This window comes from Reichenbachiella agariperforans (genome assembly GCF_900142205.1).
Classification (GTDB): domain Bacteria; phylum Bacteroidota; class Bacteroidia; order Cytophagales; family Cyclobacteriaceae; genus Reichenbachiella; species Reichenbachiella agariperforans.
In genome coordinates this window covers 36,998-51,610 of record NZ_FRAA01000012.1, presented here as the reverse complement: position 1 = coordinate 51,610, position 14,613 = coordinate 36,998, and the positions used below count along the sequence as shown (strand labels likewise).

Below are 14,613 nucleotides of genomic sequence, written 5' to 3'. Positions count from 1 at the left end.
TCAATCTCTAATGTCTCTGATCCATCTGCTGTATTCGTATAACTGAAAAATATACGTACGACACTCTCTCCTCCTACTAAGGAACTCGCACTTCCTTCTACAACATTATCATTTTGTGTCACAGAAGATATTACAGGACTCACAGCCACTCCTCCACTTAGACTCGGTGAAAAATCTCCTAACTCTAAAGCACCACTACCTCCATTTGTATTATAAACGCCTTCGCTAAAAGTAACATCTGCATAACTATTGTCAGAAGAAACTGACAATCCTGTGATCGTAGGTTGAGCTAGTACAGAAAATGCTCCCATGAAAATAAGAGTCAAAAACAAACCGAATCTCAAAGCAAAGTGATTCTTAAAATAGTTAGCCTTCATATTTTTTCTTATTAACAATGTCAAAAACAATGTGATTTTGGTTAAACTAATTAGGTCAATAATACCCTCCCCTTTCCTATCTACGACTCCCATTTGACTACTTATATTCATCGATTGTAATTCTAACTCACCCCCATCTACAACATCTAGAAACCTGCTCCCCTCACTCTTAAACAAACTCATCATTAGATTGCTACTAATCACTTAAACTCCCCTCTTACGTTGGTTTTCATCAACGACATCATGGAGGTAGATCCAAAATCGATGGTAGCTCCAATGACTAACGCCCCATCCTCCTGCAATAGTATGGCATTGGCCTGATCATTGTCCTCACTCCCATATATCCTAAAATTGTCGGTATCCAGATTCCCAAATCCATCTGTTCTAAAAATCACAATCTCATTTTCCTTAAACTCTCCTGAAGGGCTCGTATAGGCATTTAACTGCCCTGCGATATAGATATTCCCATTGGGCAAGCGAATCAAATCCTTTCCCTGCGTTCCGCTGGCATTGAGCCCAAGCGACTCGTTACCTACCACATCTATCGCAAACCCTTCTGAATCAGACTCTGGCAGTGCCTTAGGCACTTTCAGGTAAAATGCTTTTTCATTTTGGTCGTCCCCTGTAGTACCTACAACCATGAGTGAGTTACCATAGGAGATGAAATTGGCCGCAATGTCATTCTCTGTCGTTCCATACAGTGTACTGTTAATGTAGGCACCACTTGATGGATTAAACTCCGCAAGAAGCACATCCTCATTGCCATAGCCTAGATTGCTACCAAAAGGAATCGTTACCGTAGATAAGAGAAAGTAATCGCCATCAGTCTCCATCAACTTGATACCCGTATCTTCTAAACGTAGACCACCGATATCCATCCATGAGGGAGACAAATTAGGGTCTTGCCAATCTGCTCCAGCATCTATGGCCATCAATAGTATACTCTGAGGATCAGAGGTGTATATATTATTACTCCATGTCTCTACACTACCCAGTATGATATACTCGTTGGACGACTCGTTATACAACACATCTGCGCCCAATGTCGATACATATCCACGGTCTGTTATGTTGGTACCAGTTCTATTGTCGTAGTACTGGTACCGCAGCGAATCCACAACCTCCCCAGACGCCACGTCTATATTAAACATCAAAATACTGAGCGTGTCCGACACGTCACTGGTACCAATAGCCAGTAAATTCTGATCATTATTGATGAGACGAACTGATTTAGGCACATCTTGACTCGCCGATCTAAATGTATTGCCATGGTTATAACCATAGGTCTGTTGCCATATACCATTACCAGCTGAGTCTGTTTTGATGATGTAAAAATCAAAATCACCTGCCTCTTTGTTATTGGTATAACCTAGCATCAAAAACTCATTGTCTACCGTCTGAACCATATCTACCATCTGTTCGGTTGCGGTACTTCCAAAATACTTGACATAGGTTTGAGAAGGAGGGACACTATCCGGATCCTCTTCCATACACCCCACCATAGCCAGTGATACAAATACAAACAGATATTGTCTCCAATAATTTATCATTTCGTACCTACTTTTTTTGATTCAATTTTTTGAGTTTCTTTTCCGAATACTTTTTCGGGTTATAGAATGATTTGATAAAACCGACGGTCACCGCAAGGTGATTTAGTGTCAAATCATCATCTACATGTGCCATTTTGATTGTGAGGTCATCAGAAGCATACCTATTCTGTCCATTGACGAAATTGGCCGCACCGACACTGTAACTCGCCTCAAAAAACAATGAATTGGTACGCTTAATATTGATTTTCAGCCCCAAACCTCCAAAATAAGACCAATTCGTTTTGTTCCGCATATCTAACTCCATCAGATCCAAACCTGTCAAAAATTTAGTAGCCAAACCTGCTCTATCCCCTGTCATACTAGACTTGAGCAGGAACCCATAAGATGCACCTCCTGTGATATAAGGAGTCACGTTTCCTAACGGAAAATTGTACCTCAACCCTAGTGGGAAATTCATCCACTGCTGATTTTCTAACAAAGACACTTCAAAAGAATTGGCATTAAAATCATCATTTGATCCGTTACTCAAAAGCTGAGCTTGTACTTCATAGGATGCCCTCAGGTACTCTATGCGTAATAATATTTCAAGGTTCTTAACAACCATATACTCGATACTCAGCCCCCCTTTAAACCCTAGAAGTGAACCATACTCTTTTGACAGGTCTGTTCCAGAATCATCACGATCAAAGCCCTCATTGTTGAAATTATAAGTCCCGTATTCCTGCATAGAATGAACTGAAGCATAGCTCATACCTGCATACACACCTAATCTAAAAATAGGCTTTGATCGGTATTTAGCAAAGAGCAACTTGAGCTCTGCTGGATCATTCGGGTCATTCTCGGGATGTTCAGGATCCACCAAAAGCAAGTTGACTACAGCGTCCTCAGCATCTGGCTCATTATCCATAAACAAGTACACCAAAGCCAGCAAACGATAAGCTCTGATTCGCTCCTCTTTGGTAAAGCCTGATTTCGCATCTAGTAGGCAAGAACCTTCCTTTAGCTTTTTGGTCACTTCATACAAGCGACCCGCTTCGTACAAATCCTCTGCCTCACTTAACTTCTGTGTACATCCGCCCTGAGCATATGCTCGAACAGATAATCCTAAGATCAATACAAATGGAATTAATATTTTCTTCAAACTCTCTACAGTTTATGCTATTCTAACTCTTGTCTCTTTGGTAATCCTTCGCAAGTATATTCGTAATCGATACCTTCACCTACATAAGCCGCCCATGTGGTCTCACTAAGATTTTCATCTATCACCTCATACCCACAAATCGCCTGAGCCATCTCATCTGGCTCTGTCGGCCACCATCGAATGATTCCGTCACCTGCTCCTGTCATCAGGTGTTTACCATCTGGAGCAAATTGAACGGTCCAAACCCAACCTTTATTTCCTGCATTATCCAAGCTTTCATGGTCATCTAGATTGATAGGTAAATCATTGAGATATTCCATCACCCATATTTTTGCTGTTCCATCTAGACTAGATGATGCCAACAAAGAATTGTCTTCATTGAAGTCAAGCTCGGTAATCGACGCACTATGGCTAGTTAATTTTTTAATCGTTCTATTGGCTACCAAATCCCATAGGACAATATCACCATCATCATCCCCAAACGCCAGTACATTACCGTCATTGCTAAAAGCTACAGCACTTACTGAAGCTCCCTGTTGGACGTATAACGAGCTTTCCTCGAAATCATTTTTCAAATCCCAAAGATACACGCTACCTGCATCGCTACCGCCTGCGAGATACCTCCCATCAGGACTGATCGTCAATGATTTAACTCTAGAGGTGACGCGTGCGACTTCTACACTCTTGTTAAAATCATGTAAACGCACCACTTTGTCACTAGCTGTATAAACAAACCCTTTATTATCTCCCAAAAAGATCAAATCGAAAACCACGCCGTTATGATCAGTAATCTCTTTGGGTAGTGCTTCAGGATTCTTGAGATTATAGAGTAAGACATTATCATTGTCACTACCTACAGCTAACCATTTCTCGTCAGGACTAATATCTACGACACGGTTAACCTGCTTATCATTGAGTATCTCCTTGTTCGTTTTATCTTTTAGATTCCATGAAAGAATACGCCCATCACTGGCCGCAGAGAACATGCGCTTGCCATCCTTAGAGAACTTGACAGACCTCACTGCTTCGGAGTGACCAGGGAAATGATTGTACACTGACGAATCTCCACCGGTGAGTGCCTTTGTAGCATAATAAACCCCCGCGTATATATCAGGATTGTACTCCTTATTAGAATACTCATCGTCAAACAACCAAGCTTGACGCGCTATGACTGCCTGCTGCTCTACGTCATCATCAATTTTTTGAGACTTGATGGCCATGGAGTTAGCAATCGCCTGATAACGAAGTGCCAGCGCGGCTAGTCGCTGTTCATTGGCGACCTCCGCACTTTTCGCAGCGGCAAGCTCAGCAATCTTTGCTTGTTCAGCACTTCGCTTGGCTTCCTCTGCATTTTCATTAGCGCGTACTTGGGCTGCTTCTGCCCGCTGTCTTTGCACATCGGCAAGGCGCTTTTGTTCCTCAGCCTTTTGTTGTTCAATCTTGGCTAATTCTGCAGCTTCCTGTGCCAGTCGGGTTTGCTTTCGTGCTTCTGTTGCCTTTTCGGTTGCTTTCTGCTCTTGTTCCTCAGCTTTCTTTTGCGCGATAGCTGCTAGTTGCAAGTTGGCTTCTGCTTGTGCTTTCTGCTTGTTCGCTTCTCCCGCTCGTATCTGTGCCAATACCACGAAGAAAATACAAATCAACATTGCTACCCCGAGCACGACAGCAACCAAACGTGAGCGCTGAAGGGCTCTCTTTTGTAGAAGCTCTTTGTTTCTTTGTTCAGTTTCGTAGGCTTTCTTACTGGTCTCTAGGAACACCATGGTTCGCTCAAAAGCAGGCTCATAGCGCTGCCCCCAGACCAATGTAGGCTTATTTTCCTCCTCCCAGTTGAGTGCCAGTTGTAAATCTGGCATCTTCCACAGACCAGCTCGTCCGAGTTGGAACCTTTCAGCAGATTCGGACAGTTTCAGATACATCTCTGCCGAGCGTGACTCTTCGTCCAACCATGACTTTAGTCGTGTCCATATCCTCATCAAACTTTCGTGAGAAATATCAATAACAGTATCTGAATCTAACCTAACCCCATGTGGTGGCATCAACAATGTCCTACCAGGTTCTCGGAATTTATCCACTACTCGTCCTACTTCGTCCTCTGTCACACCTGCAATAGACGCAATCGTAGAAACTTTTGTAGGTCGCCTAATACCTGACGATTCCGTCCCCCGCTCTGTCAATGCCTTAAACATGGACTCACAAATCTGTTGCTCACGTTTAGACAGAGAATCAAACGCTTCATTAGCATGCTGAGAAAGTGCCTCTCTCAAGGTTCCTACCGCATTATAATGCTTGAGGTCCATGGGTTCCTCTTCACGACGATGCTCCTTCCAAAACTGCCATGTACGCATGAGCGCATGCTGTAGAATTGGTAGTTGATCAGGGTTATCTCCTACGTCATTGAGAAGTTGCTGTGTAAGTCGTGGGGCGATCTTACCTCCTCCTACTGCCACAGGTCCTTCTATAGCTAGACGCTTCTGATCACGTGTCATCTGAGGGATGAGGTAGTGACTATCGTTAATCATTTGCGTCAGTTCAGGAAACTGCGCACAATCACCGATAAAATCGGAACGCATCGTTAGTGCCACATAGATCGGAGCATCATACTGATGAACTGCCTCCAACAACAAGTTGACAAATGCGGAAGATTCATCCAAGTCCGAAGACAGAGTTTCTAATTTTTTATATCTAAATAGCTCTTCAAATTGATCCACTAAAATCAAGACATTCTCCTGATCAGAAGACTTGAGCTGTTTGACTGCTTCTATTAGACCAAGAGAACTACTCCTCAATACCGTAGAAGTAATTGTCTTGCGGATGAGCTTATCCTCATCATCTATACTATTGTACTGCTCATCTTTGAGCAAAAGTGACTCGGCCAGATTATCTATCGGCCCCCCTCCTGGTCTGGTCACGACAATGCGCCAGTTAGAGCCAGCCTGTGTCATAAAACCACCATAGAGAGTCGGTATCAGACCACAGTACATCAGTGAAGACTTTCCACTACCCGATGCTCCTAAAATCCCCACGAACTTATTCTCCGAAAGCTTCATGAGTACCTCATCACTTTGGCCTTCCCGTCCAAAAAACAAATGGCTCTCCTCTATCCCAAATGGTCGAAGACCGGGAAAAGGATCTACGAACTGTGCAACATCTGATTGCCCATATTCGTCGGTTATCATTTCTTTTTCGCTCATATTAATTTTCCAGTTTAGCTAAGAATGGTTCGAGAGTATTGGGAGAGAAGTCACTATCTCCCAACACCATAGTTCTGGTCAATTGAACATTCTGATTTATTAGTTTAGTCTTATCTTCTGCATATATTGCTGATGCTCTCATCGGCTTGGTTCTACCAAACCCTGGCGCCTTCAGGAGATCTTGGAGCTTCGTTCTGATCCAATCTTCGGATGATCGACCGAAATAAATCAACGAGGCATCACAACGTCTCAAATTCTCCTGATGCAAATACCTTAAATCCATTAATTGTCCTTCGAAAAGAGTAGTCACAACATTATAGCCTTTCTTTTTCAGGTACTGAAATACAGGCTGAGAGGCTTCTACGTCGAGTTGATCACAGATCAAATAAATAATGTTGCCCTCATCTGGCAAAGACTCATCACGCTTTACTTCCTTGGCCTTGAAACGGCCTCCTGTGACCAATTCCTCTCTGATGATAGATTTCAACTCTTGTAACGGGATTTGAAGAACTTCTGCCTCATCCAAGGCAGCTGCGTCAGTTTTCAGATCTTCAATAAATATTTTTTGTCTCTCGGTGACATTTTTCAAATCTGGGGACAGCCAAATCAATCGACTGAATTTCTCAGAAGTATGGTCTCTCTTATTCTGCTCATGCATCTCGAAAGTATGCATAGAAGCCAGTTTATTCTGAATATCAACAATAGACAGCTCTGACCCTCGAGGGGAGTAACCATAGTCCTCTCCTATCAAGTGAATAGACAGACAACATGCTGCCAAATCACGCTTCACAGCTGACTCCAAAGCATGTATTTCTTTAGGGAGAGACTGATCTGGTAACACACGATAACCATGACGAATCAACTCTCTCTTGACAATGTCTCTCTGTATGATCATGTCCACCCCAGAGTTTGCGAGATAAATGGTTTTCTCTCTAGTCACTTCTGACACTACGGTCTCCTTAGAAGTCACTTCAGACATTTTCTTTTGAATCTGATGAATATCATAGGCCATATCCACCATCTTCATCCAGTAGCTTCGTTCAGCTTCATTACCAAAAAACCGTCTAAACTCCTGTGGTTCACCTGTCAGTGAGTCAATCTGATAAAAATCATAGGATAGAATATCCGAATAGTCTGGTAAATATTCATCTACATCAATGGGGAATTTGATCACTTTGAGGAGCCTTGATAGCCCATCCATTTGTAGGTTGTTATTTTCTTTGGCCGAACTGGCGAATAGATTGACCCCATTGATAAGGGTCGGGTTGCTCAAAAAATGTTTGGAAAAAATCGGAACTAAAACAGAACAGCCATTGTATAAGTCCACATGACTATCCTTTTCATTCACCATTTTTATCTTAGACTTTGTGCCTGACACCTGCTCTACGAGCGTAGACAAGAACCGGTAAAAGTTAGTGACCCACCCTTTACTTCCTCCACCAATAGGTTCGTCATCCAAGGTATGGTATGCAAGCAATATGTCGTGTTCAAATTTCATTAACTATTTGTTTACAGGTGATTATCAAATGAATATTGACTCCTCTTCTTCCTCAATTTCACTTTCATTAACTATAGTCAAAATACCGTCCACCATCTCTACATTGCGAGAGACAGCGTCGTATAATTCATCTTTTCCTATGGTCAGTAATAGACACTCCGTCTCTGTGGTTAGGTTATATGCATATCGATCAGTTGACAAAATCATTTTGTGTCCCACAATCCCGCGTTCCTCTATGATTCTAGATGTACCATCCTCATAATCTACTCGCAATTGTCCCTTTAGTACTATATACACAGGCATGCTGCCTGAGTCTCCAATCTCCGCTACAGTGGTATTATTGGCCACTTTGATCTCATCAAACCTACTTGATAGTTCCAAAAGAATAACTCCAGGAATACCTTTGAAAATCTCTATTTGCTTGAGCATAATCGTACGCTCAATGATCAACAACTTCTGATGATAGCCTTCTTCGTTGGTTTTAAACACTGGAGGTACAATATCCTTATCAAGCTTCTTTTTCAACGCAGGTCTGAGTCGCTTAGTATGGTATTGATAAGTCTCATGATCCAGTTTATATATCGCAGCTGCTGCCGTTTGCACCATCATATAGTCTGGGTTGAACAGGTTAGCAATCAAATCATTGGTCACTTGCTGCCCTCTTATTTTTGACAACTTATAGATTGCCAAACACTTCGTATACTTATTGATATTATTATAATCTCGATTCACGATCTGCAGGAGTAAATCCGAATAATCCTCGAAGTTTTCTGGCGGGAAGTAATTATTCAACTTCTTCAACTTCTCCTCATCTGGCAGATCATCCAAAACAGAAGATAGTTTTGGTTTTAGGTTTTCATCCACAAAAATATCCAACATTTCTATACCAAAAGACACACTATCTGTGGTACCCAAATCGATATTATCCCTAACCAGTTTGATACTCTGTGCATCGTATATCATAGATAGCAACATAAAGATCAGGTCGAAATTTTTCTTATTCTCCTCTGCAAAGGCCGTATGAATCATACGATCAAAGAAATCTTCTTCTGGCACGTCTTGTAGTGCCTTGATGTTCCATGCCAAATCACTGATCGTACTTTCAATCGCGAGTCTAATTCGTGCTGCTTGAAAATCCTTCGCTTCAAAACCAATATAACTGAGAGACAATAGCAGTTCTGAGATAATGTTTTTGTCTGGAAATTCTATTTTCTTCCAGAGCATCTCGATAGCTGTCCGTCCTCCTACTTTTCCCATAATCTGAACAATACGAACCATGGTATCCAGATGCTGCCCTGTCTTGTAGAAGGCCGAATCTATGGCATAAAAAACCGTTTCACCAGACGCGATCAGTGCCGAATCAGCATAATTACTATAAGCAGGGATATGAAGGTTCTCTATCAATACATTCCAAAACTCTGGACGCTTCAACTTACCCGCAGTGGTGATGGCTGCACGGCGAACCGACGGATTAATATCTCGTAGCAATTCGGTCAAAAAAGGCACAAACTTATCATCATCCAATTTGGTCAGTACACGTGCTGCATAGATCCGATCTGTAGTTTCTGTGGATCGCACGAGTTTTTTGATTCCTAACTCGGTCAACTCATAATCCTCTAGCTCATGAAGTATCTCGATAGTCTCGGCAGCTACACCTCTCACCTCGGCGTCTTCTTCCTTCTTAATCTCACGCTCCAAAATATCTAATGTATTGAAACTCATAAGGAAGCCCAACCTGTTATAGGCAAATAGCCTTAAGTCTTTGTGCTCGGACCGAATAAAATCCAGCAATGAGAAGTCCAATAAAATAGGCTCCATCTTCTCCATGAGCTTGAGTGCATTCAAAATACGATCAGGATCTCGCCGTCTCAACTCCTTCTTGATGATGTTGATCGTATTCTGATCATTCTTAGTACCCGCTCCTTTGAGCTTGATCTTTTGATCTTCTAGCGTAATGAGCAACTGAGACTTATACTCGATGTACAGCTTACCAGCATAGTAGATAATAAACACTGCCAGCACCAAAATAAAATAAGCATAGTGTATCAACTCAAAGAAGGCCAATAACCCTAGTCCAATCTGCAAACCACCAGCTACAAGAATGGCAATCTGATTAACTACCCCTTCGATACGTGACTGAATATCAAAACGTATCTTGACATCAAAAGGCAGGAAGAAAAGCTTAAAAGCGGGATTTTCGAGCGCGTCTTTCAGAGATGAAGTAAACACTTTACCCACCACTAGAAATATAAAGAAAAACAAGAACTCATCCGTCTTCTCTTCATACCCGAACATATGCCCAGAAAATATTGCACCTATTGTAAACAATCCCAGTACTAGCGGCATCACCATCAGTGAGACTCTCAACCCGAATCGACCAATGATAATATCATTAATGAAACTTTGGATAATGAAACTAAGTACCATGACCGCCGCATTTGCAAATGACAGAAAATTTCTCAACTCGGTATCATCTCCCGTTTCCCTGTCTACTGGATACATAATCTCCGTCGCAGAAATGTAGAGATAGTTTGCAAAAACCGCCGAACTCATGGAAAACACCATAAACAAGCATAGCATCCGCATATACTTATCTCTAAACAAATCTTTATAAGATACCTCTCGCACTTTGAAAGTATCGTCCTGTCTAATCTTCGTAGCACTGTCAAGGTTATAGTCCTTTACTATCCAGATAGTAAGCAACAGTACGCCAAATGCCGATACCGCAGAGATCATCAGCAAATCATAGGTTTCATCTACAATATGAAGTCTCGTCAAAAGTGGAATTGAGAAAAAAGCCAACATCGTAGCAGTCAATTGTCCTGTATCGATACCTCCAATGGTACGTTTGGCTTGTTTGAGATCGAAAATTCTACCAAATATCCCCCAGAAACCGAGTAAAGTGATAGCCGAAATCGGACCATTCATTACGAAGAGTATAAAAGGCAAAACATGAAAGCCCTTATCCGTCTGGTTGTAATCAAAATACCAAAAGGCGGCTCTCAGGAGCGCAATAAACAAGAAAGTCAAAAAAGCATTAGACACGACGAGTGTCGAAAAATTGGATCGTTTCTGGATATAAACATAGAGTGCTGTAGTAATCACTCCTAGAATTCCTGTAATAAAGAAGGCGTCATCAAGATACTCCTTGCCCACCGTACTGATAAACAGAGTCTCTGCACCCACTAAATAGGTCGCTAAGAATACCCCCATGAAAAATCCTTTACCCAAAAGTAAAAGCATGGTTTTCTCTTCGCCAGGTTTCCCTCCAAGAAAGGCTAAAAATGATTGAAGCACGTTTGAGCGTAAAAGTTTAAAATATCCTTTAACTAAGCGAACAGCTATGTACAAAACTATTCCAATATACAATTGGACTTTTCGAATACTAAACTTATTCTCTTCCCACTCGAATGCTACTAATTGATAAGTTTAAGTTCTAATTAGTTGGTTGAGTACAGTATAGCTAGTTCGTTCAATATTCAAACTTAAGAAAAAAAACGAAATAGAACCTATATAAAACCGCAGAACAGAGAGTGATATGGATATAACCATGCGAAATATTCTCTAGTATAAGAATCCTGCAAAATAGACAGTATATAATCCTACTTTTTTGGATTATTGTAAGATTGGGATTTTGTATCCTTGACAATCAGGAGAATATCTCAAACCTTTTAACTTTACCTCAACATTAAACCCAAATACATAAATGCAACAATTCGGAATTATTCCAGACCCACATGGCAGTGCGGCATCTGGAATTCAAAAAGCGGCAGAGGTTCATTGGAACTTGACACCTTCTGCATTGATCGAAGAAGCGCTCATCAACCAAGAAGGCACGCTCACTAGCACTGGAGCACTCATGTGTGACACAGGCAAGTTTACCGGCAGGTCTCCAAAGGATCGATTCATCGTGGATGAGCCTGAGTCTAGTTCACACATTTGGTGGAATGACATCAACCTCCCCTTTGAAGAAGAGAAATTTCAGCAGCTACACGAGAAAATGTTAGCGCATCTAGCGGGTAAAAAAATCTATGTAAGGGATGCCTATGCAGGGGCTGACAAAACCTACCGGCTCAACTTACGTGTGATCAACACACTCGCATGGCACAACCTATTTTGTCACAACATGTTCCTGAGACCTGACAGCTACAAGCTCAAGGAGTTTAACCCCAACTTCACCATTCTATGCATTCCGGAATTTGAAGCTGACCCATCGGTAGACGGAACACGCAGCAAAAATTTCGCTGTGATCAACATGAAGAAACGTGTCATCCTCATAGGAGGTACAGCCTACGCTGGCGAGATGAAAAAGGGGATTTTCTCCGTACTCAACTACCTACTCCCAGTCAACGAAAATGTACTATCCATGCACTGCTCTGCTAACATGGGACTACAAAAGAAAGACACCGCCATCTTCTTTGGATTGTCTGGCACTGGTAAAACGACCCTATCAGCTGACCCGAACCGTGACTTGATCGGAGATGATGAACACGGCTGGACCGACCAAAACGTTTTCAACTTCGAAGGGGGCTGCTACGCTAAGGTCATTGACCTCAAAGAAAAGAATGAGCCCGACATCTTCCGTGCCATCAAATATGGCGCAATCGTTGAAAACACACGCTACCACGAAGGAACACGCCTCGTGGATTACGAAAATGTATCGGTAACAGAAAACACCCGTGCAGCCTACCCTATCGATCATATAGCCAATGCAGCTGATCCATCGATCGGTGGTATCCCGAGAAACATCTTCTTCTTGACTTGTGATGCTTTTGGGGTCATCCCTCCTATCTCTAAGATGAGCAAAGGACAAGCGATGTACCACTTCATCTCAGGCTACACTGCCAAAGTCGCTGGTACAGAAGCTGGTGTCACCGAACCTCAGACCGTATTTAGTGCCTGCTTTGGAGCGCCCTTCCTCCCTTTGCATCCCACCAAATACGCTGAGATGCTCGGTAAAAAGATGGAAGAAAATGAGGTGGATGTATGGCTCATCAACACAGGTTGGACTGGAGGTCCCTATGGTGTGGGTTCTAGAATGAAGCTCAAGTATACCCGAGCGATGATTTCTGCAGCACTCAATGGGACTTTGGACAATGTAGGATTCAGAACACACTCGATCTATGGGGTTCAAATCCCGATGACTTGCCCAGATGTACCATCGGAGCTACTAAGCCCACGAGAGACTTGGAAAGACGATGATGGCTACTACGCCAAGGCCAACGAGCTCGCGACTAAGTTTAGAGAGAACTTTAAGAAATTCGAGGAATATGCCAATGACGAAATCATGTCAGGGCAACCTGTCCCGAATTTGAACTACAAAAACAACTAATGGAAAGGCGGTCGAAAGGCCGCCTTTTTACATGATCATCCCGACGATCGTGGCAGACATGAGTGAAGCCAGCGTCCCTGCGATCAAGGCTTTGAAGCCCAACTCTGACAGTACCACTTTCTGGCTCGGTGCTAAACCGCCAATCCCTCCGATTTGTATCCCTATAGAGGCGAAATTGGCAAATCCACAAAGCATATAAGTCGCCATGATGATGGATTTTTGTTGACTAAAAGCACCCAACTCTTTGAGTCTCGCTAAGCTTTCATATCCTACAAACTCGCTAGCGATGATCTTCTCCCCTAACAAGCGCCCGACCAAGGTGATATCTTCCGTCCCTACGCCTATGAGCCACATCAACGGTGCAAAAAGATACCCTAGCAAAAACTCCAAGGATAGCGAATCATAGTTGCCATTAGAGAATGACGCAATCGCCTCATTCCAGTTGGTCACATCTCCGACTTTGAATAGGACAAAGTTGAACATGGCTAGAAAGGCAAAGAACACCAGCAGCATCGCACCGACATTCAAGGCTAATTTTAGCCCTTCGGTCGTGCCATTCGCCATCGCGTCTAGAAAATTCGATCCTACATTCATTCGTGTGATCTTAACCTCTGAGTCTATAGACTCTGTCTGTGGATAGATGATCTTGGATATGATCACTGCTCCTGGGGCAGCCATGATAGATGCCGCCAGCAGATGCTTTGCAAAAATCAATCGCTGCACGGGATCGCCTCCTCCCAAAAAACCAATGTATGCTGCCAGCACCCCTCCAGCCACAGTAGCCATGCCGCCTGTCATCACCAGTAGGATCTCGGAGCGATTCATGTTATCCAGATACCCTTTGATAAGCAGCGGCGCTTCTGTCTGGCCCAAAAATATATTCCCCGCTACACTCAGGCTTTCCGCACCACTCAGCTTGAGTGCCTTGCTGAGCAACCATGCCAACCCATATACGACCTTTTGAATCACACCTAAATAGAAAAGCACACTCGTAATCGCTGAGAAGAATATCACAGTAGGTAGAATCTGTAGCGCAAAAATGTAGCCCATAGAATCTATATCCATCAGACTACCGAACAGGAACTGACTCCCTATCTTGGTGAACTCCAAAACCTGTGTAAATATCCGTCCTACAAACTCGAAAATCGCGCGTACAAATGACAAGTGCAATACGCCCATTGCCAAAGCTACCTGAATGGCCAACCCTATCCCGACAACCTTCCAGCGTATCGCGCGACGGTTGCTACTAAATAGCCATGCTATCAGGATCAACACCGCCATACCCAGCATACCACGCAACACCGACACCACTCTATTTTCCTCTTCTAGCGGTTGGAGTTGTTCCCCCATGACAGACTGAGCGATTATAGAATCTTGTGGAGCACTGATCACCGTATCGATAGGTACCGGTGCTATTGTAGATTGTGCAGGGATCGTATCTGCTAAGACAGGACTCCAGACCAAACACATTATGGTCAGAAGTAAAAGAGCGAAACTTCTAAATATCATCAAAGGGCACCTTAA

General features: G+C 42.8%; 8 protein-coding genes. 1 reads left to right on the top strand and 7 read right to left on the bottom strand.

The annotated features are described in order from the left end of the window. The 6 genes from BUB99_RS19405 to BUB99_RS19380 all read right to left on the bottom strand — a co-directional run. Positions 1–377, bottom strand: a 377-nt coding sequence (locus tag BUB99_RS19405) for a hypothetical protein (protein WP_139281114.1), incomplete at its 3' end; no start/stop codon positions are given. Positions 378–577: 200 nt separating this feature from the next. Beyond that, complete coding sequence (locus BUB99_RS19400; protein WP_139281113.1) at positions 578–1,927, bottom strand: hypothetical protein; 1,350 nt, start codon at positions 1,925–1,927, stop codon at positions 578–580. Positions 1,928–1,934: 7 nt separating this feature from the next. Continuing rightward, positions 1,935–3,068 (bottom strand): outer membrane beta-barrel protein, encoded by a 1,134-nt coding sequence (locus BUB99_RS19395; protein WP_139281112.1) that lies wholly within the window; start codon positions 3,066–3,068, stop codon positions 1,935–1,937. A gap of 17 nt (positions 3,069–3,085) precedes the next feature. Next, on the bottom strand, positions 3,086–6,259 hold the full coding sequence (locus tag BUB99_RS19390; RefSeq protein WP_073125491.1) for an nSTAND1 domain-containing NTPase: 3,174 nt from the start codon (positions 6,257–6,259) through the stop codon (positions 3,086–3,088). 1 nt (position 6,260) lies between these two features. Beyond that, positions 6,261–7,757, bottom strand: a complete 1,497-nt coding sequence (locus BUB99_RS19385) for a hypothetical protein (protein ID WP_073125488.1) — start codon at positions 7,755–7,757, stop codon at positions 6,261–6,263. 24 nt (positions 7,758–7,781) lie between these two features. After that, positions 7,782–11,054, bottom strand: a complete 3,273-nt coding sequence (locus tag BUB99_RS19380) for a HEAT repeat domain-containing protein (RefSeq protein ID WP_073125485.1) — start codon at positions 11,052–11,054, stop codon at positions 7,782–7,784. A gap of 409 nt (positions 11,055–11,463) precedes the next feature. Here BUB99_RS19380 and pckA point away from each other — a divergent pair, with 409 nt between their 5' ends. Further along, entirely contained in the window at positions 11,464–13,089 is a 1,626-nt protein-coding gene (gene pckA, locus BUB99_RS19375) for a phosphoenolpyruvate carboxykinase (ATP) (protein ID WP_073125482.1), read from the top strand. A 27-nt stretch (positions 13,090–13,116) separates the two neighbouring features. On the opposite strand, the gene BUB99_RS19370 is transcribed toward pckA, so the two are convergent. Next, positions 13,117–14,598: a NupC/NupG family nucleoside CNT transporter gene (locus tag BUB99_RS19370; RefSeq protein WP_073125479.1), complete on the bottom strand. Its 1,482-nt coding sequence runs from the start codon at positions 14,596–14,598 to the stop codon at positions 13,117–13,119. Positions 14,599–14,613: the final 15 nt, after the last annotated feature.

Bases quoted from the DNA above. Each gene is read 5' to 3' on its own strand.
- BUB99_RS19400 (WP_139281113.1), bottom strand. From the start codon at position 1,927: ATGATAAATTATTGGAGACAATATCTGTTTGTATTTGTATCACTGGCT.
- BUB99_RS19390 (WP_073125491.1), bottom strand. From the start codon at position 6,259: ATGAGCGAAAAAGAAATGATAACCGACGAATATGGGCAATCAGATGTT.
- BUB99_RS19385 (WP_073125488.1), bottom strand. From the start codon at position 7,757: ATGAAATTTGAACACGACATATTGCTTGCATACCATACCTTGGATGAC.
- pckA (WP_073125482.1), top strand. From the start codon at position 11,464: ATGCAACAATTCGGAATTATTCCAGACCCACATGGCAGTGCGGCATCT.
- BUB99_RS19370 (WP_073125479.1), bottom strand. From the start codon at position 14,598: ATGATATTTAGAAGTTTCGCTCTTTTACTTCTGACCATAATGTGTTTG.